The 26,321-nt window shown below is 41.1% G+C and carries 19 protein-coding genes and 2 pseudogenes; 17 read left to right on the top strand and 4 right to left on the bottom strand.

The window, feature by feature from the left end:
- Nucleotides 1–231: 231 nt before the first annotated feature.
- The 8 genes and pseudogenes from gltB to MUO14_RS07170 all read left to right on the top strand — a co-directional run bounded on the left by gltB (nucleotide 232) and on the right by MUO14_RS07170 (nucleotide 10,725).
- Nucleotides 232–4,837, top strand: a pseudogene (gene gltB / locus MUO14_RS07205) (glutamate synthase large subunit).
- 20 nt (nucleotides 4,838–4,857) lie between these two features.
- Nucleotides 4,858–6,342 (top strand): glutamate synthase subunit beta, encoded by a 1,485-nt coding sequence (locus tag MUO14_RS07200; RefSeq protein ID WP_244754565.1) that lies wholly within the window; start codon nucleotides 4,858–4,860, stop codon nucleotides 6,340–6,342.
- Nucleotides 6,343–6,615: 273 nt separating this feature from the next.
- Entirely contained in the window at nucleotides 6,616–7,170 is a 555-nt protein-coding gene (locus MUO14_RS07195) for a TetR/AcrR family transcriptional regulator (RefSeq protein ID WP_244754564.1), read from the top strand.
- A gap of 59 nt (nucleotides 7,171–7,229) precedes the next feature.
- Entirely contained in the window at nucleotides 7,230–8,030 is an 801-nt protein-coding gene (locus MUO14_RS07190; protein WP_244754563.1) for an MFS transporter, read from the top strand.
- A 17-nt stretch (nucleotides 8,031–8,047) separates the two neighbouring features.
- Nucleotides 8,048–8,305, top strand: coding sequence for a hypothetical protein (locus MUO14_RS07185; RefSeq protein WP_244754562.1), 258 nt, complete (start codon nucleotides 8,048–8,050; stop codon nucleotides 8,303–8,305).
- Between the two features lie 95 nt (nucleotides 8,306–8,400).
- Nucleotides 8,401–8,481: pseudogene (locus MUO14_RS07180) on the top strand (oxidoreductase); the annotation flags it as partial.
- A gap of 525 nt (nucleotides 8,482–9,006) precedes the next feature.
- Nucleotides 9,007–10,065, top strand: a complete 1,059-nt coding sequence (gene cobT / locus MUO14_RS07175) for a nicotinate-nucleotide--dimethylbenzimidazole phosphoribosyltransferase (RefSeq protein WP_244754561.1) — start codon at nucleotides 9,007–9,009, stop codon at nucleotides 10,063–10,065.
- A 153-nt stretch (nucleotides 10,066–10,218) separates the two neighbouring features.
- Nucleotides 10,219–10,725, top strand: coding sequence for a Rossmann-fold NAD(P)-binding domain-containing protein (locus MUO14_RS07170; protein WP_244754560.1), 507 nt, complete (start codon nucleotides 10,219–10,221; stop codon nucleotides 10,723–10,725).
- A gap of 234 nt (nucleotides 10,726–10,959) precedes the next feature.
- Here MUO14_RS07170 and MUO14_RS07165 read toward each other — a convergent pair whose 3' ends face one another.
- Both MUO14_RS07165 and MUO14_RS07160 read right to left on the bottom strand, forming a co-directional pair.
- Nucleotides 10,960–11,118: a hypothetical protein gene (locus MUO14_RS07165; protein ID WP_244754559.1), complete on the bottom strand. Its 159-nt coding sequence runs from the start codon at nucleotides 11,116–11,118 to the stop codon at nucleotides 10,960–10,962.
- Between the two features lie 273 nt (nucleotides 11,119–11,391).
- The gene (locus tag MUO14_RS07160) at nucleotides 11,392–11,820 is read right to left on the bottom strand and encodes a MarR family winged helix-turn-helix transcriptional regulator (protein WP_244755504.1); all 429 of its coding nucleotides are present in this window, start codon (nucleotides 11,818–11,820) and stop codon (nucleotides 11,392–11,394) included.
- Nucleotides 11,821–12,386: 566 nt separating this feature from the next.
- On the opposite strand from MUO14_RS07160, the gene MUO14_RS07155 reads away from it, so the two are divergent.
- The 3 genes from MUO14_RS07155 (at nucleotide 12,387) to MUO14_RS07145 (ending at nucleotide 15,794) form a co-directional block, all read left to right on the top strand.
- Complete coding sequence (locus MUO14_RS07155) at nucleotides 12,387–12,791, top strand: CidA/LrgA family holin-like protein (RefSeq protein ID WP_244755503.1); 405 nt, start codon at nucleotides 12,387–12,389, stop codon at nucleotides 12,789–12,791.
- Nucleotides 12,761–13,453, top strand: a complete 693-nt coding sequence (locus MUO14_RS07150; RefSeq protein ID WP_244754558.1) for an LrgB family protein — start codon at nucleotides 12,761–12,763, stop codon at nucleotides 13,451–13,453. The genes MUO14_RS07155 and MUO14_RS07150 overlap by 31 nt, the downstream gene beginning before the upstream one ends.
- 1,366 nt (nucleotides 13,454–14,819) lie before the next feature.
- Nucleotides 14,820–15,794 carry an MBL fold metallo-hydrolase gene (locus MUO14_RS07145; RefSeq protein ID WP_244754557.1) on the top strand — a complete coding sequence of 325 codons (975 nt, stop codon included), beginning with the start codon at nucleotides 14,820–14,822 and terminating at the stop codon, nucleotides 15,792–15,794.
- Nucleotides 15,795–15,990: 196 nt separating this feature from the next.
- Here MUO14_RS07145 and ppdK read toward each other — a convergent pair whose 3' ends face one another.
- Nucleotides 15,991–18,657 carry a pyruvate, phosphate dikinase gene (gene ppdK / locus MUO14_RS07140; RefSeq protein ID WP_244754556.1) on the bottom strand — a complete coding sequence of 889 codons (2,667 nt, stop codon included), beginning with the start codon at nucleotides 18,655–18,657 and terminating at the stop codon, nucleotides 15,991–15,993.
- On the bottom strand, nucleotides 18,650–19,474 hold the full coding sequence (locus tag MUO14_RS07135; RefSeq protein WP_244754555.1) for a pyruvate, water dikinase regulatory protein: 825 nt from the start codon (nucleotides 19,472–19,474) through the stop codon (nucleotides 18,650–18,652). The genes ppdK and MUO14_RS07135 overlap by 8 nt, the downstream gene beginning before the upstream one ends.
- 876 nt (nucleotides 19,475–20,350) lie before the next feature.
- On the opposite strand from MUO14_RS07135, the gene MUO14_RS07130 reads away from it, so the two are divergent.
- From MUO14_RS07130 to MUO14_RS07105, 6 genes are all read left to right on the top strand, one after another.
- A complete protein-coding gene (locus MUO14_RS07130) occupies nucleotides 20,351–21,376 on the top strand; it encodes a LacI family DNA-binding transcriptional regulator (RefSeq protein WP_244755502.1) in 1,026 nt (341 codons plus the stop codon).
- The gene (locus MUO14_RS07125) at nucleotides 21,369–22,319 is read left to right on the top strand and encodes a sugar kinase (protein WP_244754554.1); all 951 of its coding nucleotides are present in this window, start codon (nucleotides 21,369–21,371) and stop codon (nucleotides 22,317–22,319) included. The genes MUO14_RS07130 and MUO14_RS07125 overlap by 8 nt, the downstream gene beginning before the upstream one ends.
- A gap of 102 nt (nucleotides 22,320–22,421) precedes the next feature.
- Entirely contained in the window at nucleotides 22,422–23,432 is a 1,011-nt protein-coding gene (gene allD, locus MUO14_RS07120) for an ureidoglycolate dehydrogenase (protein WP_244754553.1), read from the top strand.
- A gap of 44 nt (nucleotides 23,433–23,476) precedes the next feature.
- Nucleotides 23,477–24,490 carry a TRAP transporter substrate-binding protein gene (locus MUO14_RS07115; protein ID WP_244754552.1) on the top strand — a complete coding sequence of 338 codons (1,014 nt, stop codon included), beginning with the start codon at nucleotides 23,477–23,479 and terminating at the stop codon, nucleotides 24,488–24,490.
- 62 nt (nucleotides 24,491–24,552) lie between these two features.
- Nucleotides 24,553–25,044, top strand: coding sequence for a TRAP transporter small permease (locus tag MUO14_RS07110; protein ID WP_244754551.1), 492 nt, complete (start codon nucleotides 24,553–24,555; stop codon nucleotides 25,042–25,044).
- Nucleotides 25,041–26,315 carry a TRAP transporter large permease gene (locus MUO14_RS07105; protein ID WP_244754550.1) on the top strand — a complete coding sequence of 425 codons (1,275 nt, stop codon included), beginning with the start codon at nucleotides 25,041–25,043 and terminating at the stop codon, nucleotides 26,313–26,315. The genes MUO14_RS07110 and MUO14_RS07105 overlap by 4 nt, the downstream gene beginning before the upstream one ends.
- Nucleotides 26,316–26,321: the final 6 nt, after the last annotated feature.

The following is a 26,321-nucleotide window of genomic DNA, read 5'->3' as shown; positions in this document are numbered from 1 at the left end:
GTATTCCGTGAATTTGAGATCAATGATGGAGTTAATCATGTTTTTTGTATGATCGAGAGGAAAAAGTAGACAATAAGAATAATGGAAAAATATGAGTGGTGTTCAAGATAGCGGATCATTTTGTCAAAAAATAGATATGGATTTCCTTTTCGGTAAAATTGGGACAAGTTTACTTAGGGGAATATATACATATCCATCGCGTTCACAATTAATAAAAGAAGGGGTGCTGTTATGAAAAATCACGGATATCCTGCTCCTCAAGGTTTATATCATCCGGAAAATGAACATGAAGCATGCGGAATTGGGATGATTGCCAATATTAATGGAAATAAATCACATGATATTGTTCAGGATGCGATTACTATTCTATGTAACCTCGAGCATCGCGGCGGACAATCGGCCGACACAAGCACTGGAGATGGGGCCGGTCTACTAACGCAAATCCCTCACACTTTTTTTGAAAGGCAGTGTGATAAAGAAAACATTGTTCTTCCCGCAGAAGGAAAATACGGGGTTGGCATGGTCTTTCTCCCACAGCGTACGGAAGGTAGGAAAAAGGCGGAGGAATTAGTGAAAAGTGTGATTGATAGTGAAGGCATTCCGTTTCTTGGATGGCGTACCGTTCCTGTCAATGATTCCTTTGTCGGCGACCTTGCGAAAAAGACAAAACCTTTTATTCGTCAAGTATTTATTGGACGATCTGATCAAATAAGGGATCAAATGACGTTCGAAAGAAGATTATATATTCTGCGAAAACGGTTGGAAAAAGAAATGTACGCCTCAGAGATTGAAGAAGCTGAGGATTTTTATATTTGCAGCTTATCAACTAGAACGATTGTGTATAAGGGGATGCTTATCCCTGAGCAGCTCGATTCTTTTTATCGAGATTTAAATCATCGTGATTTTAAATCTGCTTTAGCGGTGGTGCATTCTCGTTTTAGTACGAATACCTTTCCGAGCTGGCAGCGTTCCCATCCGAACCGTTTTACAATTCACAACGGTGAATTTAACACAGCAAGAGGCAATGTCAACTGGATGAGGGCGCGAGAGTCCTTGTGTGAATCTGAATTTTTCAAAGGGAGGAGCTTAAAAAAGTGCTGCCTGTTATCGATACAGATGGCAGCGATTCCTCCATTTTTGATAACTGTTTTGAATTCCTTCATTTGTCCGGCCGGTCGCTTGCCCATACAGCCATGATGATGATCCCCGAACCGTGGGTGAACGATGAAAATATGAAGAAGGAAAAACGAGCTTTTTATGATTATCATAGTTGTTTAATGGAACCGTGGGACGGACCGGCGGCGGTTGTCTTTACAGATGGCCGGCAAATCGGGGCTTGTCTCGACCGAAATGGGTTAAGGCCGGCGCGCTATTATGTCACAAAAGACGGTAAGATCGTTTTAGGCTCGGAGGTCGGTGCGCTAGATATTGACCCCGAGGATATTGAGGTGAAGGAAAGGCTGGAACCAGGAAAGATGCTGCTAGTTGACTTGGAAAAGGGGAGATTATTCCTGATGAAAAAATTAAACACCAAATTGCGACAGATCACCCTTATCAAAAATGGTTGTCCAAACACTTACTTCATTTAGATGATATGCCGGGACCTAAAGAGAAGCAGCCTGAGAGTTCTCCACTAAATGTTGATGAGCTCGTTGAACAACAGCTGGCATTTGGCTATACAACAGAAGAGTTAAACAAATTGATAAAGCCAATGATCACGGATGGAAAAGATCCGATCGGTTCGATGGGGTACGATTCACCTCTCGCTGTTTTATCGAAGCGCCCTCAACTTTTATACAATTATTTTAAACAGCTTTTTGCCCAAGTAACGAATCCGCCCATTGATGCGATTAGGGAAAAAGTTGTGACCGCTATAGCAACGACAATTGGCGGGGAAGAAAATCTAGTGAACCCCGAGCCAGAAAGCTGCCAACAGATTCGTTTGGACACACCAATTTTGACCAATCAGCAGTTGGAAAAGCTGCGCAGTTCGCAGTTAGAAAATTTTCAAGCCAAGACATTATCCATCCTGTTTGAGGCCGCTGACGAGAGCGGTCAGTTGGAACAAGCATTAGAAACCCTTTTTCAACAAGCGGATGCAGCGATGGATGATGGAGCTTCCTTGTTGATTTTGTCTGATCGCGGCATGAATGCCCACTATGCTGCCATTCCCGCTCTGCTTGCGGTGTCTGGTTTGCATCATCATTTAATTCGAAGGGGCATGCGCACGAAGGTTAGTCTGCTGGTTGAATCCGGGGAACCGAGGGAAGTCCATCACTTTGCGGCCTTACTCGGGTTTGGGGCAGAAGCGATCAATCCTTATCTAGCGTTTGAAACACTGGGCGAGCTTATTCGGAAGGGAGAGCTCCGTGAAGTATCTTTTGAGGAAGCTATAGAAACGTACATCAATACCGCGACCGAGGGTGTCGTAAAGGTTTTATCAAAGATGGGGATCTCAACGATTCAAAGTTACCGCGGGGCTCAAATCTTTGAGGCGATCGGGCTTGACGCAGACGTCATTGAAAAATATTTTACCCGCACGGCGTCGCGTTTAGGCGGAATTGACCTGGAGACGATAGAAAAGGAAGTATTAATCAGGCATAAAAGAGCGTTTGAATTCAAAAGGGGCGGCGTCAAAACATTGGCTTCCGGTGACGACTTTCAGTGGCGTAAAAACGGGGAGGATCATCAGTATAACCCGGCAACGATCCATAAGCTCCAGCAAGCCTGCCGCTCGAATAATTATCAAATGTTTAAAGAATATTCCGCGATGCTCACGGATACTAACCGCAATTTACAATCGATCCGCGGCCTGCTTTCTTTTAAGAAGAGAGACGGGATTCCCATAGAAGAGGTCGAATCCGTCGAAGACATTTGCAAGCGGTTTAAAACTGGGGCGATGTCCTACGGTTCGATCAGCCAGGAAGCCCACGAGACACTTGCCATTGCCATGAATCAGATTGGAGGTAAAAGCAATTCGGGTGAAGGCGGGGAAGACCCGGGGCGTTTTACCCCGGATGCCGATGGAAATTGGCGCCGAAGTTCCATTAAACAGGTAGCTTCAGGCAGGTTTGGTGTCAATAGTCATTTTCTTGTGAATGCCGATGAAATTCAGATAAAAATCGCGCAGGGAGCGAAACCAGGGGAGGGAGGCCACCTTCCCGGGAAAAAGGTGTACCCATGGATCGCGGAGGTGAGAGGGTCCACACCAGGGGTTGGACTGATTTCACCGCCGCCGCATCATGATATTTACTCGATTGAAGATTTAGCTGAATTGATTCATAACTTAAAAAATGCAAACCCGAAGGCGCGAATTAGCGTCAAGCTCGTTTCGAAAGTTGGGGTTGGCACTATTGCAGCAGGTGTGGCAAAAGGAAGGGCGGACCTTGTCTTAATCAGTGGTTATGACGGCGGGACTGGAGCAGCCCCTCGGACCAGTCTTAAGCATACCGGGCTGCCATGGGAAATTGGTCTGGCTGAAACCCACCAAACCCTGCTTATGAATCGTTTGCGTGATCGCATTGTTGTGGAAACAGACGGCAAAATGATGACAGGCCGTGATGTCGTCATTGCCACTTTACTTGGCGCAGAGGAATACGGTTTTTCAACCGCGCCGCTCGTTGTCCTGGGCTGTATTTTAATGCGGGTATGTCACCTTGATACGTGTCCAGTCGGTGTGGCCACACAAAATGAGGAGTTGCGAAAAAAATTCATAGGTGAAGCTGATCATGTAGCCAACTTTATGCGTTTTATTGCTGCTGAAGTACGCGAATTGATGGCTGAGCTAGGGTTCAGAACGTTGAATGAGATGGTTGGAAGAACTGATGTGCTAGAAGCCAACCAGGCGATTGACCATTGGAAAGCCAAGGGTCTTGACCTAACCCCGCTTCTTTACCAGCCTGATGTCCCAGAAGGTGTTAGCCGCTATGCAACTACCGAACAAGTCCATGGCTTGGATAAATCTTTGGATGTGCAGGAACTTATCCCGTTTTGCCAGACGGCAATCGAACATCAGGAAGCGGTCGAAGGCACATTTTCGATCAGAAACATCAATCGTGTTGCCGGAACGATGCTCGGACAAGAAATCACGAAGTGCTATGGCTTGCGAGGACTGCCTGACGATACGATACGCTTGACGTTCAAAGGTTCGGCCGGTCAGAGCTTCGGGGCCTTTATTCCTGCAGGATTAACGCTGAAGTTGATCGGCGATGCCAATGACTATGTAGGGAAAGGGCTGTCAGGCGGAAAAATCATTGTCCGTCCATCAAAAAAATGTACGTTTAAAGCAGAAGAAAACATCATTATTGGGAACGTGTCCTTTTACGGGGCTACGGCGGGCGAAGCTTATATCAATGGAGTGGCCGGAGAGCGCTTTTGTGTAAGAAACAGCGGCGCCTATGTCGTCGTGGAAGGCATCGGTGACCACGGTTGTGAATATATGACCGGGGGACGGACAATTGTGTTAGGGTCAACCGGAAAAAATTTCGCTGCCGGCATGTCAGGCGGAATTGCCTATGTGCTTGACGATGCTGAACAACCTTTCCGCATAAATTGCAATATAGAACAGGTTCACCTGCAATCGTTGACAGATAAAGAAGAAATGGAAGAGGTCTACCAGCTGATCGAAAAACATGTCCACTACACGAACAGTGCCCGTGGAAAAAAAGTGTTAGATCATTGGAAGACCTTGCTGCCAAAGTTTGTTAAGGTCATCCCTAAAGATGATTTAGAAATGAAGAAAAGAATTAAAAATCTGGAAGCAAGCGGGCTAAGTAAAAGCAAAGCAGCACTGGCAGCATTTGAGGAAAGCAAAAAAGCAGTAGAAGCATTGAAATAATCGGGTAGGAGGCTGAGCAAATGGGAAAGCCGACTGGTTTTATGGAATATGAGCGTGAGCCAAGGCCTGAGCGCGACCCCCTAAAACGAACGAAGGACTGGGAAGAATACACGCTTCCCATGCCGGAAGAAGAGGTGAAGGAACAAGGGGCACGCTGCATGGATTGCGGGGTCCCGACTTGCCAAACGGGAGCTATGATTGATGGGATGACGTCCGGTTGTCCCGTCTATCATTTGATTCCGGAGTGGAATGACCTCGTTTATCAAGAACAATGGCAAGAAGCGCTCAAACGGGAACACCAAATGAACAATTTCCCGGAATTTACGGGAATGGCTTGTCCAGCGCCGTGTGAAGGAGCCTGCGTCCTGGGCATTAATGAACCTCCTGTAGCCATCCGGACGATTGAACTTTCTATTATTGAAAAGGGGTTTGCGGAAGGATGGGTGAAACCGGAGCCCCCTTCCGTTCGAACCGGAAAAAGGCTAGCTGTTGTCGGCTCAGGTCCAGCGGGATTGGCGTGTGCCGCCCAGCTTAACAAAGCCGGGCATCATGTCACCGTATTTGAACGCCATGACAGGGTTGGCGGGCTGCTGACATATGGGATCCCCGACATGAAACTTCCTTATCGCGTCGTTAAACGACGGGTGAATCTTCTCAAAGAGGAAGGAATTACTTTTATTACAAACACCGAAGTGGGCCAAGATTATCTGTTAGAACAATTACAAAAGGATTTTGATGCTGCCGTTCTTTGCGGTGGGGCCACACAGCATCGTGACTTAGAAGTAGAGGGCAGGGAGTTAAAAGGCGTGCACTACGCGATGGACTTTCTCCACCAAAACACGAAAAGTCTATTGGACTCCAACCATAAGGACGGTAATTTCCTCACCGCTGAAGGGAAAGATGTAATCGTAATCGGCGGCGGGGATACAGGAACCGATTGCCTCGCCACATCCGTTCGTCACGAATGCAAAAGTCTAACGCAATTTGATATTTACCCTGAAAAAGGTGACGTTCGCGAGGAGGATAACCCCTGGCCGCAGTGGCCGATCATCCACCGAGTTGAATATGGTCAAAAGGAAGCGGCTGCGGTATTTGGCCAAGATCCCCGTGCCTACGCTGTCATGACAACCAAATTTGTCGGTGATGAAAACGGCCACGTGAAGGAAGTCCATACGATCAACGTTGAAACCTATACAGATGAGCAGGGGCAGCGCATAAGAAAAGAGATCCCCGGCACGGAAAAAGTTTGGCCAGCCCAACTCGTTTTATTGGCGATCGGGTTCAGCGGACCAGAACAAGGTTTTCTTAAGCAGCTTGGCGTCAAAACCGATAAAAGATCAAACGTCAAAGCCGACTATGGAACGTTTACAACAAATGTCGAAGGAATTTTTGCTGCTGGCGATATCCGGCGCGGCCAAAGCTTGATTGTATGGGCAATCAACGAAGGAAGGGCAGCCGCAAGGGAATGTGATCTCTATTTAATGGGAGAAACAGAATTATCATAAATGATATAGAGGGCTGTCCCAAAAGTGATTTTCACTTAAGGGGCAGCCTCTTTTTGGGTAGGCGGGATTTGGGGTTGCTTAGAAGAATAAAACAAAAAATAAGAGTTAGATAGTTAACAGATTATTGTCAATTGCGGTTTAATATTTTTCGTACGAGAGGGAGCTTTAGAATATTTCTTTTTAACAACAAAAATGGTTTGACTATAGAAGCAGTAAATTGATATTCTAAAGATGAAAAGGTCGTTCTATCTAAATAAAGGAGAAGTGGATGACATGAGTCGATCTATAAAAAAAGATACATTACTTAAAGTAGCTGAACGGTTATTTTATGAGCACGGATTTCATGGAGTGGGATTGAAGCAAATCATCAGTGAAGCGAATGTAGCTACGATGACGCTTTATAATCATTTCTCTTCCAAGGACAATTTGGTCGAAGAAGTACTTAAGCAGCGGGAAGAACACTATTGGTCTTATTTGGATTCACATGTAGAAATGGATTCAGATTCGCCTTTCATCCTTGCTGTTGAAGCTCATGGCCGTTGGTTAAAAGAACAATCTTACAAAGGATGTATGTTTTTAAGAGCGATAGAAGATTATGCGGGAACGAATAATGAGATTGAAAACATTGCAAGAGGGCACAAATCCAAATTGCTCAAATATTTTCAGCATTTGGCTCAAAGGAAAGGGAAAGATAACGAACGAGACTTAGCTCATCGATTTACATTGCTGCTTGAAGGAACCACTTCCATGACGACATTAATTGGTGCAGAGAAAGCAACAGAACATTCTATTGCGATGGCGAGGACACTTGTCCAACATACATCGTAATTTTTTTACCTGAAAATTAGAAAGGTCGTTCTATATAATTTACAGTTAGGATGAATACCATGAAATTTTCAAAATTAGTTTTACCTGGAGTTACGATGATTGCTGTTACCTATGGATTGGCGAGGTTTAGTTTTGGGTTACTTCTCCCGGCGATCAATGAATCACTGGAAATGTCCGAGTTTGTATCAGGGATGATTTCTTCTCTGTTTTATTTAGCCTATTGCTTCACGATCATTCTATCCACTGTGATTACCACAAAAGAAGGACCAAGAAGGATGATTATCTCAGCTGGACTGTCAGCCTTTGCTGGATTGCTGTTGATAGGTATCACTCCAAATGTATGGGTGCTTGCGTTGGGAGTGTTATTGGCTGGAGGGAGCACAGGTTTGATCTCTCCACCTTATGGCGCGGCGATATCGCTTTGGATGAAAGAGGATGTACAAGGAAGAGCGAACACATGGATCAATTCAGGAACAAGTTTTGGCATAGCCCTTTCTGGGATAGGAGCGATTTTATTAACACCGAATTGGAGACTGACCTATTTGATCTATGCGATCTTGACATTCCTGATATTGATATGGAATTTCCGAGCGATTCCGAAAGCCGGGACGAGTTCGAGGTTGATGTTTAAAACAGGGGACCTATCTATACGAGGAGTAAAAGGAGCCGCCCCTTTGATTTTAGCATCCCTTACCCTGGGAATTTCCACAGCGGCCTTTTGGACATTTTCCAGATCTTTTATTGAAGTGGCTGGTAATTATAGTGATTGGCAACTTTCTGGATTTTGGGTCATCATAGGACTATTTGGTGTACTAGGAGGGTTTTCAGGTTCTCTAGTTGAAAAGGGGGACTGTCTTTAGCTTATAAGTTAGGGAGTTTGTCGATTGCTTCAGCTTCGATCGTTCTATCTTTTTCACCTGGAAATTTGTTAATGACTTACTTATCGGCTGGACTCTTCGGTTGCTCCTATATATTTTTAACCGGAGTTCTTCTTGTCTGGGGAATCCGTGTATTTATTACGAATGCATCATTAGGTATTGGCGTTCCATTTTTACTCTTGGCGGTGGGGCAAGTCATAGGTTCAATACTCGCTGGCTGGTTTATTGGGACATGGGCTATGTTACTTCTTTTATAGTTTATGGATTGATCGGTATTGTGGCTACCCTTATAGGCCCACAAAAAAAGAGTTAGAGAGTCCATTTGAAAGTGGCCGAGAAAACGTGAAAGACTGATATTGTACGAGCAGTCATTTATGCTGTGACTCAGCCAGATCACGTAAATGTAAATGAAATTACGGTTAGACCAGCTTAATAGGATCTATTCTAAAATGATCAGACGCCATTTATCTAACGCCAGATAATATTTTTGGAAGTGAATCCGAAAGATAGTATCATGCATGAGATTGCTTGGATTTATGGTTATGTTAATATGAAAAATATCTATGTCTATCAAACAAATGTAAAGTAAAAAGGATGAACTTCATTATGAATTAAAAAAGCAAACAATTTTCCAGCGTATTCACTTACGCATCCATAATTGTCGGAATACTAGTACTTGTCGGTTCTGCCAGAAGCTTCTACCTCCCTCATTCAAGATGCAACAGCCTTGAACGAGAATTAGCTTAAATTAAGGAGTGGTTTCGACGACTCCTTTTTTACTATAAAAATAATTCAGTGTGTTGAACGATCTTACGACAAAATTACTAGGTCAGGACGTAACAACCTTATCTATTATTCTATCTTATTTAATACCGATAGCGATTGCATTTATTACAGGGATAATAGTTTACCATCTCATTGGGCAAAGCAAATGTATAGAAGTATTGGAGGGGATTAGATGAATGAAACTATATTATCGGCTTTTTCCATCCCTGAATTAGATGTAGATGCCGGAGTCCGGGTGAAAAGCTATGTAGATTCGCTCACCGTACCGCATGGCAGTTTAGGTCGGCTTGAGGAGTTGATCATCGAATTAGCCGAGATAACAGGGAGTTCATTTCCAGAAGTCTCTAGACCGGGTGTAATTGTATTTGCAGCCGATCATGGTGTGACGGCAGAAGGGGTTTCTGCTTATCCAAAAGAGGTAACCGAACAAATGGTCAGGAACTTTTTAAATGATGGGGCAGCCATAAATGTTCTAAGCAGATCCATAGATGCTTACTTTAATATTGTCGATATTGGTATTGATTCGGATATCACATTGGAAGGATTAACTGTTAAAAAGGTTCGACGCGGGACAGGAAATTTTGCAAAAGAAAATGCCATGACACGGACTGAAGTCATCGAAGCGTTGGAAATAGGTTATGAACAAGGACTGAAGATGATTGAACGAGGCGCGAAATGCCTGATTCTCGGTGAAATGGGAATTGGAAATACGTCAGCTAGTTCGGCTATTATTTCAGTAGTAAGCGGTGAACCTATTGACACTCTTGTTGGCAGTGGAACAGGTCTCACAAAAGAGAGGGTGATACATAAAAGGAATATCATTGAAAAGGCGATTTTAGACAGAAAACCAGATCCAAATGACCCGATCGATCTATTATCTAAAGTTGGTGGTTTGGAGATTGCTGGTATGGCAGGGGCAATGCTTGCTGCAGCCAGTGATCGTACGCCGATATTGGTGGATGGCTTTATTTCGACCACTGCGGCAGTTGTTGCAAAATTGATTTCGCCAAGAGTGGTGGATTATATGTTTGTCGGCCATGAGTCTATTGAACCTGGTCACAAAAAAGCGATTGAATTAATCGGGAAACAACCACTGATCAATATGAGGATGGGTGTTGGTGAAGGAACAGGTGCAGCGGTTGCATTCCCTATCTTAAAGTCGGCCACCTTATTGTTGAAAGAAATGGCCACATTTGAATCGGCAGGTGTTTCTTCTAAGACAAAGACATAGCACGTAAAATGGTTGGTTCTAAAAGGTTCAGGGACTCATGAGAGTGTAGGCTTGGTTAGTAGGTAGGAGGTTCATGTCAGAATACGTATAGAAATTTGTAATGAGGTGGTTATACTGACTCAAAAACATGCACTTATCATAGGTGGAACAGGTATGTTGGCAGGTGTGTCTCTTTGGCTAACGGAAATAGATTATAAGGTTTCTGTAATAGGAAGAAGTAAACAAAAACACTGCCATTTAGTTGAGAAAGCGGCTGATCCTTACTTATTCCACAATTTAATCGTGGACTACCACAATCATTCATTATTAGAAGAACAGGTTAGAAAAAGCATTCGGCAAAACGGTGCTATTTCATTAGTAGTAAGCTGGACACCTTCTCTTCAATCATTAGAGATTGTAAATAGGATCGTTTCTGAACAGAATAATGATTGGAAGCTGTACCAGGTAAAAGGGAGTAGAAGGTATTTCAATGATGACAACTTACATGTTCCGTCAAATTGTACACATAGCAGTATTTATTTAGGCTTTATTATAGAAGGAAACCAATCCAGGTGGTTAACGAATGACGAAATTGTAGAAGGTGTAATTAAGAGTGTTCAAGAAGATAATTCTGAGTCCATAATAGGAAGGCTTTATCCCTATGAAAGGCGACCAGATTAGTAAAAAAAGCAACCTCATTTTAGGACCAATTTTCAAAGGAATGCTTTTGGGGTAGCTACTATGATTGGATTTAGTCAGGTTGCAAAATCAATGGGAATTAGCAGGGTAGACTTAGAGAAAAGTATAAAGATGGAGGGCTTAACAAGTTGTGATTCCTGAGTATATTTGCTATTACTAGAAAGGTACATCTACAGCATGTTTAACAATATACAGCTACATACTGAAACCTAACATTTAACCAACCTTGGATGATTTAGCCTCTTCTTTGGCATTGTCATATTCACAGTAATGTTTTACTGTCATCCACTTGATGAGCTCCCTCTCATCTTTGGTTAAATCTCTATCTAGTTTCCGCTGAAAGTCCTCAACTAAGCTTTGCTCTATCTTATCCATGTGGATTAAACCTCCTAATAGCTTTTAATTCATTATACCTAATTTTACTGAAAAATCAAACAATTATTTAATGTTTGATTACAAGTGTATAGACATAATGCGGCCTTTAGAAGGAATACAATCCCAGTAGCATGTATCCTCACGACAATTTTATAAGGGAAAATGAAAAAGGAGAAACCTTTATAGAAGATACCATCAGGCTTGATTTATCGAAGTAGATAACCCTAGACATTGAAAGGGGATTAGGCTGTTTATCTTTCAAAAACCTTATCGTTATGAATCCGTTTCATCCTGACGCTCAATAAATACTTCATTCAAACGTGTTAGCAATTCGCCAAATAATTTTTTTTCATCACTTGACCAGTCCTTTAACATGTTATGATAGCGCTCGAGCCTCATTTTTTTGTCAGCTATTAATTTTTGCCTGCCTAGTTCCGAGATTTTAAACAAACTAACTCTTCCATCTGAGGGATCTGAACAACGGAAGATTAGACCTTTTGCTTCTATAGCAGAGGCTTGTCTAGAAAGAGTTGAAATATCTAATTTAAATGAGTCTGCCAATGTTTTCACGCGAGCAGGGCCAAATTCATCTAGCTGCCTTAACAATAAATAGACGGGTCTCTCTAATTCCCCAATTTTATTTTCTGAGTTATCTACGTAAACAGCTCGTCGAATAAAAGTCGTTAGTTCATATTCAATCATTTCAGTTGTTTTATCATTTCCTCTTTGCAAAATACTTCCCCTAGCTTAGATATACTTTAACTGTTCGTTGACAAATCGTCATTTGTTTGTATAATGCAAGTATATAGTTGTATCGTACAATTAAATGAATGAAAAGTAAAGGGAATATCTGTTAACATTGTGTTTAACAAAAGGAAGGAGACAAGTTGTTCTTAATGAGGATGTTCAAAAAGTCACCAAATGATCAGCGGCGAAGGTCTTCGTTGCTCGGTTTTCCCGGCCCTCACGTAGGGAAGTCATACGCTGTGGTCCTCAAAACTGTCGCGCCTCGACCTTCTTGAGACGCACAAGGAACGTGCTCGTGTCGACGTTCTCATTCGTCAACTTTTTGAACACACACTTTTAATGGAAGGCTGCTTTCTCAAAATTTGTGGCTATTTTTAAAACATAGTAAGCACTTCGTTCCTATTACTTATGATCAGAGTCATAGATAGGACTAGAAATAACCTTGCTTAAACAATGTCTTTTAAATTTAAGAAGCAACAAATTCTTAGAAAAGAGCCTAAGGGAAGGAACAACATAGGGTGATGAGAGGAATACGAATTATTTTACAAATCGGCATTTTATATGTTTTTTCAATGATTGGAGATGCTGTTCATAATATCTTTCACATCCCAATCCCAGGAAGTATTATTGGCTTAATTTTATTGCTTATTTGTTTATTATACAAAATCGTTCCGCTTAAAATAATTGAAGATGGAGCAAGTTTTTTATTGTCTTTTTTACCTTTATTATATATTCCAGCTATGGTAGGGATTATGAAGTATCCATCGCTAATCTCGAGTAGCGGGGCAATCTTATTTTTGGTTGTAGTGATGAGTACAATTGTGACCATGATAGCTGCAGGAATCACCAGTCAATTTTTAGAACAGAAAGCAACAATGCGAAAGGAGAAAAAGAAGTGTACCAACCCCTTATCGCAATCATTATAATTTTGGTAACTGTTGCTGCTTATTTAGCGATGACCAAGTTATACTTGCGTTTTACTTACCCAATATTAATTCCGGTCCTAACGACAACGGTTCTTATTATCCTGCTTCTCTTCATGTTTCACATCTCTTATGAAGATTATATGGTTGGCGGTCAGTGGATAAATTCATTACTAGGACCTGCCATTGTTGCCTTAGCGTATCCGCTGTATAAGAATCGTCATATTTTAATTGAGTATATTTTCCCAATTATCTGTGGTGTGTTTATTGGGTTGTTTTCTGGAATGATAAGCGGACTTTTATTTGCGGAAGTCTTTGGATTTGACCGTGACTTGATTCTTTCGATCATTCCAAAATCAATCACTACACCTGTAGCAATTCAAATTGCAACAGGTATAGGAGGGGTACCTTCCTTAACCGTGGTATTTGTCATGATTGCTGGTTTTTCTGGTGTCATTCTTGGACCAATGATTTTAAGGTGGGTGCGCATCAATAGCTCGCTTGGAAAGGGAATTGCGTTTGGAAGTGCTTCTCACGCCCTCGGTACTTCAAAAGCATTAGAGTACGGTGAATTATCAGTTTCGATGAGTTCTGTTTCCATGACATTATGTGCTGTACTTGGATCGGCGTTTGGGCCCATTGTAGTGTGGGCTTTTAATGTTTAGTCAGCTGAATGAATTTCATAAATTAAATCCTTTGTGCCCCAGGGGATTCAAAACCTAAAAAAGGAAGTACCTCCCCAAATCTAGTCAAGTAGGAAATTTGAAATCATTTTTATTAGGTAAGGGCAGTGATCTGGAAGGCTCAATCTCGAGATAGGTTTCCGTTTCCTTGGATGGAGAAGGAGGCCCGGGAAATCACTCGCTTTCCATGGGCATGCGCTGAGCCTCCTCGGACTCTTTCCTCCGGGGTCTCACCTGTCATGTTTATCCCACAGGAGTCTCGCAATCCCCCGGGCCTCCTTGTGTTTGTGAGAAGAACGGAAACACTCCAGGTTCATAAGTCACCCAAAACGACAGAAGAACTTCCTATCAGAGAGCTGAAAATCTCTCTGTGACGCGGTTATTATGCCACATCATGATGGATGAAGCCCTCTGAACATGGGAGACTCATTCGGAATACGAATGGCTCCGTTCACACAAAACAGGTGGGGTGGCTGGAGAAACGGCGAGACTCCCGCGGGAGAAGGAGCGAGGCAAGCCTCCTCAGGCTTCGCCTGAGGAGGCTTGCTGTTTAGAGGAAGTTCGACTAAGTTCGGCACGTCCTGTGCCAACGTCGAACGACCCCACGTCCTGTGGGGCCGCAGGAAAGCGAGTCGTTTCCCAGCCACCCGAGCCCTCATACCGTAACGGACCTAAGTGTCTCGGAGCTGAGTCTCCAGGATAAGGGGGCGATGTGAAGCAACATGGATAGAAAGTGATCAAACTTCTTTATAAAACGGAAACTAAAATTTGGCTGGATAAGAATCCATTTTGAACCTTTTCGGAAAAGACCCTTATATTCTGCCAGTCTTTGGCGTTTTAAAAAGAGCAATTATGAAATTGGTTCAGGTAAGATGTAATTTTTTTAAAGGCTGTACTTCTAAAAAAACCTATTACCCCTTCTGATGTTGGACAGTGAGTGGAGATATTAGAATGGATATTGCTGCACATAGGAGCAATGTGAATGCTCTATTGATAAATTGTATCGCGTTGAGATAATTAATAAAGAAAAGAGGTTTTGATAAGTAGTGCGATGAATACATTTTTTATATCGCAAGGTACCTGATCCCAGAAAACCCTGAGTATATGCTTTGGAAATGTCAGCTTGAGACGCTTTCTTTGAATAAGAAGAGCCAATATTTTTAACTTATTTCTTCGACTATTATCAATATAGTTTTGCAAGAACTTACCCTCCGCGGCATCTCGAGTAATATTTTCTTATCGTAGAGAATGGATTAAAATGGAATGTGTGTATTAAATGAGGTATAATTCTATCAAAATCCCTCTGCGAACTTAACACAACTCTATTGAAAAAGGTGCGTGGACATACATGATTGAATCTCAAACGACTCCTTTAAAATTCTATCCAATCTCAGTCCCTACTCAGGGTAGTTTAAAAACGGTGAACTTCTATCTTCTCTTAATTAAAGACCAGTTACTATTATTTGATGCGGGCTGGACAGGGGATTCATACTGGCAAGCTCTAAAGCAAACTTTAAAAGAAAATCAATTCGAGCTTGAGGATATATCAGGTATTGTTCTCAGTCACCACCACATCGATCATTGTGGGCTGGTGAATCACATAATTGAACAACATGATATCCCTGTCTACGCTCATAAAAAGGCCTTTCCTCGATTACAAAGAGAGGAAACCTTTTTAAGGGAGCGAATCCAGTTTTTTGAGGCCTTATACGGAAAATTTGACTGTAGAGATAGAGGAGAGGATCAGGTCGAATATTTAAAACGTTCTTTAGAGAAGAATCGTCATCTTGCTGTAAAAGCAAACCTTTTACCGATTGAGGAAGCTCCCCTTAATGGGTTAGACGCTCTTCACTTCCCGGGACACGCCCCTGACCAAATAGGGCTTTGGGAACAAACAAAAGGGATTTTATTTGGAGCTGATGTACTCATTCAGCATATTTCCAGTAATGCGTTAGTTGAGCCAAATGAAAGTGGCGAACGGCTGCCCACACTTCACCAGAGTGTCGAGTCACTTAAGACTATTGCTTCCTTACCTGTTCAACTTATCTATTCCGGGCATGGATCTGTCATTCGCGATCCCCAGGCTTTAGTTAAGAAACGGCTGGACCGTATTGATCAAAAAGGAGATAAAATCATTTCTCTAATTGAAAAAGGCGCTTCAACTGGAAAAGAAATCGCCCAAAGTTATTACGGTTCTACATACGATCAACAGTTTTCATTAGTTATGTCAGAAATCATCGGCCAACTTGATTACTTAGAAATCCAAGGGAAAATTGATAAATCGATAAAAGACGGTATTTATCATTACTCGCCAGTAATTTAAACGTATTAAAAAATTCGGCTAAAAAAACCTCTACACCGTTTATTAAACGATGTAGAGCTTTTACTTTGAAAGCAGCATTTGGCAAGAAAGGTATGAACGATTTGCAATGATATATGCACGATTAAAAGCTGTATATGCGTATTTGAAAAAAAAGAGGCTTGCCCCTGCCTTTTTGGAACAGCCCCTTCCTATTAATCTATATAAGCTCTTTCACACCCTGTTTTTGTTCATGTCTAATAGTGGCTTGTGCCGCTGCAAGACGGGCAAGGGGGACGCGGAAGGGGGAGCAGCTTACGTAATCCAACCCTACATCATGACAGAATTGTATCGACTGTTTTTCTCCTCCATGTTCCCCGCAAATTCCTGTTTTTAACCCAGGCTTTGTTGCTCTTCCAAGTTTGACACCAGTTTCTACAAGCTTGCCGACACCTTCCTGATCAAGGGAAGCGAATGGGTTTTCTAATAGCACTTTGTTGTCAATATAGGTTTGCAGGAACTTACCCTCTGCGTCATCACGACTATATCCAAAGGTCGTTTGAGTTAAGTCATTGGTTCCAAAGGAGAAAAAGTCTGCCTCTTGAGCAATTTGGTCCGCAGTGAGCGCCGCGCGTGGAACTTCAACCATCGTACCAACGAGATAATTGTAATCCTGGCCTTTCTCTTCCTTAATTTGCTCCCCAACGTTGAGGACCAATTGGCGCATTTCCTTCAACTCATTGACATGGCCAACCAACGGAATCATAATTTCCGGTTTTACATCCATTCCTTTTTCCACCATTTTGGAAATTGCGTAGAAGATGGCTTTTGCCTGCATGAGGTAAATTTCAGGATAAATCATTCCCAGTCGGCAGCCACGGTGCCCAAGCATTGGATTCGATTCATCTAATAGACGAACTTTTCTTAAAAGGTCTTCCTTTTCCTTTAATTCCTTAGACTTTGGATCTAAGATTTGTAGCTTTGTCACATCGACGAGCAGTTCTTCCTTATCAGGCAAAAACTCATGAAGAGGGGGATCTAGTAGACGAATCGTAATAGGGTGTCCTTGCATCGTTTCAAAGATTCCTTCAAAATCTTCTTGCTGCAGGGGTAGTAGTTTTGTGAGAGCTTTCTCTCGCTCTTCGTATGTTTCAGCAAGGATCATATCCTGAACAAGTGGGATTCGGTCTACATCCATAAACATATGTTCTGTCCGGCACAATCCGATTCCGCCAGCCCCGAATTCAATAGCTTTTGCGGCATCCTTCGAGTTGTCAGCATTGGCCCTTACGCCAAGTTTTCTCTTCTCATCTGCCCAGGTAAGTAATAATTGAAACTCCTCCGAAAGCTGCGGCTCGATCATAGGTACTTCACCTAACATGATGTCACCCGTTGAACCATCAATGGTAATTCGATCGCCCTCGTTCACGATGACATCTCCTACTGTAAACTGCTTTCCTTTTACATCAATATATAAGGCTTCACAGCCACAAATACAAGCCTTGCCCATGCCTCTGGCAACTACAGCCGCATGGCTTGTCATTCCGCCGCGGCTAGTGATCGTTGCTTGGGAAGCAACAATCCCATGGATATCGTCAGGGGTGGTTTCTGGACGAACAAGAATCACCTTTTTGCCATCGTTCGCTAATCGTTCGGCTTCATCCGCATCAAATACGGCCTGGCCTGTTGCTGCTCCGGGAGAGGCTGGCAATCCTTTGGCTAACTGCTTCCGTTGATAGGAATCATCAATTCGATGATGGAGCAGTTGATTAAGCTGGTCAGGGTCGACACGCAGAAGGGCTTCTTTTTTACTAATGATGTTTTCTTCCGCTAAGTCAACGGCGATGGTAATTGCTGCTTGCGCTGTTCTTTTACCTGTCCGTGTTTGAAGAATAAATAATTCCCCACGCTCTACTGTGAATTCAATGTCCTGCATGTCTTGATAATGCTCTTCTAGTAGATTGCTAGTTTCAACAAACTGTTGGTAGACTTCCGGCATTTCATCTTGGAGGGTAGCAATCGGTTGAGGGGTACGAATGCCTGCAACCACATCCTCGCCTTGTGCATTTATCAAATATTCCCCATAAAGCTTCGATTCACCTGTAGATGGGTTACGCGTAAAGGCAACCCCCGTACCGGAATCGTTGCCCATATTCCCAAAGACCATGCTTTGAATGTTCACGGCTGTTCCAAGGTGACCGGGAATTTTTTGAAGGCGGCGGTACACGATAGCTCGCTGATTATTCCAAGAATCAAAAACAGCTCGAATGGAAAGGAATAATTGTTCTTTCGGATCCTCAGGAAAATCCCTTTTCGCATGTCTTTTGACGATACCTTTGTATCCTTTAATCACTTGTTGCCAATCCTCTGCGGACATTTCAGGATCTGAATCATATCCTTTTTCTTCTCTAATTTCTTCTAAAAATTGCTCAAAGTAAAAGTTATCAACATCAAGGACAACGTCACTAAACATTTGAATGAATCGGCGGTAAGAATCATAGGCAAAACGTGGATTTTCTGTAAGAGTTGCCAATCCTTCCACTGTTTCATCATTCATCCCAAGGTTTAAAACGGTATCCATCATTCCTGGCATCGAATGAACGGCACCGGAACGAACGGAAACAAGCAGGGGATCTGCGGGATCTCCAAGTTTTTTTCCTGTTTTTTCTTCAAGGATTTGAAGGGCTTCTACTACTTGGAATTCAATCTCCGCAGGGATCGATTCACCAGCATCATAATAGGAATTACAGGCCTCTGTTGAAATCGTAAACCCGTAAGGAACAGGTAAACCAATGCGGGTCATTTCCGCCAGGTTAGCTCCTTTACCTCCTAAAAGCTCCTTTTTTCCGCTGCCTCCTTCATCGAATGTATAGACAAATTTATTCATAGTTTATAGCTCCCCTCTTTTTTAACATGGCTAATATTAAATCAGCCGTCTCTTCTACGGCTTTATTTGAGACATTAATAATTGGACAACCAATTCGTTTCATAATCGTCTCAGAATAATCGAGTTCCTCAAGAATCCGTTCTAAGTTTGCATAATTCGCATGGGTGGTTAACCCTAAACTTTTCAATCGTTCCTCACGAATTTCATTCAATTTATCTGGTGTGATCACTAAACCAACACACTTACTTTTCGGAATATCGAAAAGTTCATCCGGGGGGTTGATTTCCGGCACCAAAGGAATATTTGCCACCTTAAATCTTTTATGGGCCAAATACATGGAGAGTGGAGTCTTTGATGTTCTGGAAACGCCCACTAATACAATGTCTGCATGTTTAATCCCGCGTATGTCCTGGCCATCATCATATTTAACTGCGAACTCAATGGCTTCCACTCTTCGGAAATAGTTATCATCCAATTTCCTCATTAACCCTGGTTGGCGTTCGGGAACTTTATGAAATTTTTCAATAAATGCTTCCATAAGCGGATTCATTAAATCCACTGCTATAATTCCTTGTTCTCGTGCTTTCTGATCAAGATATTGCTTTAAAGCGGGAATGACGATCGTGTAGGCAATGATGGAGTTGCTATATTTCGCTACAGCCAAGACATTATTAAGATCCTGGATCCCTTCTACATAGGATATGTGTTGGATTTCAACATCCGCTCCATTAAATTGACTTGTCACGGCTTTTACCATCAACTCGGCTGTTTCGCCAACTGAATCAGAAACTACATAGACAATTTCTTTTTCATTCACATCCGATCTTCCTATCCTTTAGGGTTTAGTTTTGCATGATTACTTTAGCCGTTCTTGATTTATCGTTGTTTGCTCGCCCGCATGATGGTCACCTCATATGTACCATTCACTTGAAAAAAGGTTAGCCAGTGATTTGCTTAACAATAGTTCCATCCCTTCTTAAGAATTTGTTTTGTTAAAGTATTGTGTCATACTAAAACTTTGATTTCATGACAATGTGTTATACTTTTTAGTTGAATAGTATATTATCATTGATTATAAATATATACAATCCTTTTTTTTGTTTCTAGTGTCCAAACGATGATTTGGTTCTACGTTAATATTTGACGTTTGGTCTAACTTAATCATATGCGAAATTATTTCTACCTAGAGACTTGATCGTTTGTGGTAGAAAATTTTTTCTCCTAGTGTTCATTACATATAATAGATTGGCGGGGGCTGAAAACTTTTAGAAAAATCCCGTATCATCTTCCTGTTGGCAAGTGAGAATACTGTATAATGTGTTTCTCTATTGCCTTTATCCCTCTACAACATTCCTTAACTTGAATATCTTCAATAGGGGGTTACAATCTTGAATATATTGTTCACTCGAGTTTTACGCCTAATTTTTCTCTGCTTATGGGAGAGGAATTGGGCTTTTTTATCTTTAGTTCTTAGAATGGATTTCTCATCAGGGCGATCTCAAAGGACGTTTCTGCCTCTAATTAAGTCATTTTAAGATTAGCAAATCAGACGAAAAAAAGAGTACATATAATAATTTTTTAAAAAACAAAATTTTCTGTTTTAATAGCGCTTTCATAGTGTTATAATTTACTAAACCGATTTAGAGAACCGGTTTAGTAAATCGTTTTAGATAAGGGAATGAGCAAAATGAAGATTAAGAAACCGACAATTAGTGATGTTGCAGAACATGCACACGTCTCAAAAAGTACAGTATCACAGTTTCTGAATGAACGATTCGATTATATGAGAGAGGAAACTCGTGAAAGGATAGAGAAGTCGATTGCTGAACTCAATTATCAACCAAATGTGGTAGCAAGAAGCTTAAAATTAAAAAGCACTGCAACAATTGGTGTAATCGTAGCGAACATTCTTCATTCATTCTCTACCCAAGTAGTTAGAGCCATTGAGGATAAATTAAATGATAATAATTTTTCTACTATTATTTGTAATGCAGATGATGATCCTATTAAAGAAAAAAGGTACATAGAAACTTTATTGGCCAAACAGGTAGACGGCTTAATTATTTTTCCTACAAGTGGAAATATAGCAGTGTACCAGAGATTAGTTGATGCGAACTACCCTATTGTCTTTGTTGATCGTTGTGTAAGCGGTTTATCCGTGGATACGGTAAAGTTGGAAAATCACGAAGCTGCTGGTCTAGCTGTAGAGCATTTAGTAATGAATGGTTACGAGGACATTGCTATTATGACAACTTCATTAGATGGGGATATTACCCCAAGGGTAGAGCGCGTAGATGGGTACAAATGTGCACTTGAGAGATTTCAAAAACCAGTTCAAGAAGAATATATTAAGGGAAAGGATCGGAAATTTTTAAAACAAGAACTGGCGGAGCTCTTTTCACTACCTAAGCCGCCACAGGCGATTATTTCGGGAAATGATCTTACATTAATGGAAATTTTAGAATATGCGACAGAAAATGGTATTAAAATTGGGACCGATATCGGTTTGGTAACGATTGATGAGGTAGCATTTGCGCAAGTTTATCATCCTTCTTTGACAACTGTTTCTCAGCCAACATTTGAAATGGGAGAAAAGGCGGCAGATTTACTGTTAAACAAGTTTAATTCTGAAAAAAGCATTAAAAGCCAAATTTATAATTTCACACCATCACTGATAGTTAGAGATTCTTCTAAGGAAGTAGGTGTTAGTCATGAATGACGTAATTACCATTGGTGACGCCATGATAACTTTTGACCCTTCTACTACGGGTCCACTTAGATTTGCTGACTCCTTTAAAAGAAAGGTGGGAGGAGCAGAACTAAATGTGGCTATCGGCTGTTCTAGGCTTGGGCTTAATACAGGGTGGATTGGCCGCTTAGGCAAAGATGAATTTGGTCGTTTTATATACAACTTTGCTAGAGGTGAAGGAATTGATGTTTCGGAAGTTCAGTTGATAGAAGGGTACCCAACATCGCTGAATTTTAAGGAAATTAGAGCGGATGGTTCGGGTAAAACAAATTACTACCGTGATAAGTCACCAACATCCACACTAACACCAGAATCATTAAACGAGTCTTTTTTCCAAAAGGCTAGATTACTTCATATAACAGGAGTTTTTCCTGCAATTGGAGAACAAAATGTCAGGACTATTGAGAAGGCCGTATTATTAGCACGAAAGTATGACTTGAAAATATCGATGGATCCGAATATACGGTTGAAACTTTGGAATGAACAACAGGCACGCTCAACCTTACTTCAATGGATGCCTTACGTTGACTACTTATTGATAGGACAGGAAGAAGCAGCGTTATTATTTGGCACAAGTGATACCCAAGAAATTGTCGAACATATCAAGCATTATAATGTCTCGCATTTGTTCCTGAAACTAGGGTCGGAGGGTTCAATTGTCTGGACAGAAAATAAACAAATAGAGGCCACGTCTGAAAACGTGGAGAAAGTTGTAGACACAGTTGGCGCAGGAGATGGATTTGACGCAGGCGTTATTTATGGATTGTTAAATCAATGGGATCCGGAACGAATTCTAAAATTCGCGAACTTTATTGGCTCTATGGTCGTTAGCGTTTACGGAGATAATGAAGGGTTGCCATATTTAGATGATGTCTTAGAAAAGTTTGAAGGAAAAGCGACAATTGAAAGATAGGTAGGCATATTCCTTAAAAATCTCATTTTAAGTACATAGGGTTAGATATAAACCAATGAAGAATATAAGCCATACAAACATCAAGGTGAGGGAGATAATGGTATGTCAGAAGTCATAGTTCAAGCAGAAGATCTTAAGTCTTTAGTCGTGAAGAAACTAACTGAGACAAATGTAAGTGAGGAACATGCAGAAGTTGTAGCAGACGTCTTAATTCATGCAGATCTAAGAGGGGTGAGTTCTCATGGTGTATTAAGAACAGAGCATTATGTAAAACGAATGTTGGAAGGGGGGATGAACTCGGATCCACAATTTAACGTTGAACAAAAAGGGGCTTCTGCTGCTTTGTTTGATGGCGATAACGGGATGGGGCATACCATCTCTAAGGAAGCAATGGATCATGCTATTAAACTATCAAAGGAAAATGGGATCGGAATAGTTGGGGTTGTAAACAGTAGTCACTGTGGTGCATTGTCCTACTATGCAGAACAAGCGGCTAAAAAGGAAACTATCAGCATGATCATGACTCATACTGATAGTGCTGTAGTCCCTTTCGGGGGAGCAGAACCTTATTTCGGAACAAACCCTATTGCTTACGGTTTTCCGGCTAATAAACATCGGCCAATAGTTTTGGATATGGCAACTAGCAATGTCGCATTGGGAAAAGTTCTTCATGCTAAAGAAACTGGTGATCGTATTCCGGATAACTGGGGTGTAGATGAGAAAGGGGCCCCGGCTACAGATCCGAATCTTGTTAAGCACTTATTACCAGTAAGCGGGCCTAAGGGGTATGGTCTCGGGCTAGTAGTTGACGTGTTAACTGGAGTTTTGACTGGCTCTGCTTTCGGACCAAATATTTCCACTATGTATGGTGAATATAACAGTTATCGAAGGTTAAGCCACGTGATTGTAACAATAAATCCAGGGCTGTTCACTAATAAGGATGAGTTTCTCGAAAACATTGACAAAGTGATTGACGAGTTGCACGATGTCAAACCAGCTGAAGGGTTTTCTTCGGTAATGGTTCCGGGTGAGCCGGAACAACTAAAAGAAGAATCCCGTACCAAAGAAGGTATTCCGGTACCACAAGGTATCTATGAATATTTGAAATCTTAATTAAGGGTTAAATGCCTTTATTAAAATTCAGGGAGGTTTATTTAATGAAAAGGAAATTAAGCATTCTATTTGTTTCAATGTTGGCATTAGTTTTAGCGGCATGTGGTGGTGATGAGGGAGCTTCAGGTTCGGGGGATTCTGGAAACTCGGGAGAGACAATTACATGGAAATTGGGACACCTATCTAACGAAGATCACCAGTGGCATAAAACCGCAGAGAAATTTGCTGAATTAGTTAATGAAAAAACGGAGGGTAAATTAAAAATAGAAATTTATCCAAATGAGCAGTTGGGTAGTGAAACTGATATATTAAATGGTATTGAAGCAGGAACGGTAGATATGACTATTTCGGGAGAGACGATGCAAAACTGGGCACCTGAGGCTGCATTAATGGCAGTACCATATCTTTTTAAAAATCAAGAACATGTTAAAAAGGTAGTAGAAGGTGAGATTGGTAAGGAAATTAAAAGTGCAATCAAAGAGAAAGTCGGCGTAACACCGCTTTATTATCATTTAAGGGCCCCACGTAACTTGACATCAAATGAACCAATTAAATCACCTGCCGATTTAGAAGGGTTTAAAATGAGAGTACCTAACGTTCCTTTATTTATGGAATCATGGGAAGAAGCTGGAGCCCGTCCGCAAGTAATGGGTTTTAGTGAAGTATTTACAGCTTTACAACAAGGGGTTATTGATGGGCAAGAAAATCCAGTTGATTTAATCCACAGTGCTAGCTTTTATGAAGTTCAAGATTATGTGAACAGAACGGAACATGTTCGTAGCTGGATCTATGTAGTGGTTGGAAATGAACAATTAAAATCATTGGATGAAAATATGCAAACTGCCGTTAAAGAAGCTGCTAAAGAAGCGCAGAAATTCGGTATGGAACTTTATGAACAAGAAACAAGCAAATATGAGCAAATGTTAAAGGATGAGGGCATGGAATTTGTTGATGTTGATCAAGATGCTTTTGCCGAGGCAATGAAACCAGCTGTTGAAAAGAGTCTATCTGAAGAACAATTAGCATTATATGAAAAAATTCAAAACGCAGCAGAATAGTGATTGTTGGAACATCTCTAAATGGGGTGTTCCTTCCCTTAATCTTTAAAAGAGGTGAAATCATGATGAAAGCGGTAAATGTTCTTAGTAGGACATTGGAAACATTAACGGTTCTTGCTTTTTCTGGGTTAATTGTAGTGGTTATTATTCAGATATCCGGCAGATATTCACCGTTAACCTTTGTATGGACAGAAGAATTATCAAGGTATTTGTTTATTTATTCTGTTGCTTTTGGTGCTCCAGTGGCAATGAAAAAAAGAGAATATATATCAGTGGATTTACTTGTTGGATTTTTACCTGAAAAAGTTAAGAAGTACTATAATGCATTCATTTATCTTGTTCTAGGTTTATTCTCCTCGATGTTAGTCATACATGCATATGGCTTTGCACTACTAGGAGAGAATCAAACTTCTGCAACACTAGGGGTCGAGATGTATTATATCCACTTTAGTATGGTTATTACACTTATATTTTTGGCGATATATAGTTTCTTAAATATTTTTCATATTCTTACGGGAAATACAGGTGAGAAGGGAGAGGGTGTTGGATTATGATGGCACTCATTTTATTTTTGTCATTTTTGGTGTTGATTTTCGTAGGCATGCCGATTGCGTTCAGTTTAGGTTTATCATCATTAATATACCTTTCCTTAGCTGATATACCACTAACAATTATTCCGCAAAAAATGTTTGAAGGGATTAATTCATTTGTTCTACTTTGTATTCCAGGTTTTATTTTAGCCGGTAATTTGATGAATGCCGGTGGTATTACAGATAGAATAATAAATTTCACCAATAATTTAGTAGGTCATATTCGTGGAGGCCTAGGGTTAGCTAATGTTGGTGCATCCATGGGCTTTGCTGGAATTTCTGGAACAGCTTTAGCAGATACGGCTAGTATTGGTTCGGTTATGATTCCCTCTATGAAAAAAGAGGGGTATGATGCGCCTTTTTCTGTAGCTGTTACTTCATCATCGTCAACTATTGGTCCTATAATACCCCCGTCCCTGCCCATGATTATATTAGGTACTTTGGCAACCGTTTCGATAGGGGATTTATTTATCGCCGGTGTAATTCCTGGGATATTACTTGGTGCAGGGCTGATGATTGTTACATATGTTATTTCAGCTAAACGTAAGTATCCACGCGCGGAACGACAAAGTTTTACTACTATATTTAAGTCATTTTGGGGCGCCTTTTGGGCATTAATGATGACGGTAGTGATTTTATTTGGGATACTAAGTGGTTATTTTACTCCAACAGAAGCATCAATTGTAGCAGTTGTTTATGCAATTGTAGTAGGGTTATTTATTTATAGAGATTTAAAGATTCGTGAATTACCTAAAATCATTCTGGACTCCATGGTAAGTGCAGCAGGAATTATGATCCTCGTTGGATTTGCGAATTTATTTGGGTGGATTTTAGTTAGTGAACGTATACCCCAGCTAGTTGCTGATGTCATTTTATCTATATCTGAGAATCCAATCATCATAATACTATTAATTAACTTGTTACTATTGTTTGTAGGTACATTTATGGAAACAATTGCTGCTATTGTTATTTTATTTCCAGTACTTTTGCCTATAGCGACCCAAATAGGAATGGATCCCGTTCATTTTGGTGTGATGATGGTATTGAATTTAATGATAGGACTATCTACACCACCAGTTGGCGTTTGTTTATTTGTAGCTTCTAGTATTGGGAAAATATCGATAGGCAGAGCATCGTTGGCATTACTGCCTTTTCTAGGTGTTAGTTTAATAGTACTATTGCTAGTTAGCTTTATCCCAGAAATCACGCTATTTCTACCAAGTCTCTTTAAATAATAAGAA

Origin of the sequence: Halobacillus shinanisalinarum (assembly GCF_022919835.1) — a bacterium.
Classification (GTDB): Bacteria; Bacillota; Bacilli; order Bacillales; family Halobacillaceae; genus Halobacillus_A; species Halobacillus_A shinanisalinarum.
The sequence above is the reverse complement of the archived record's forward strand: the minus strand, read 5'-3'. Positions and strand labels throughout refer to the sequence as shown.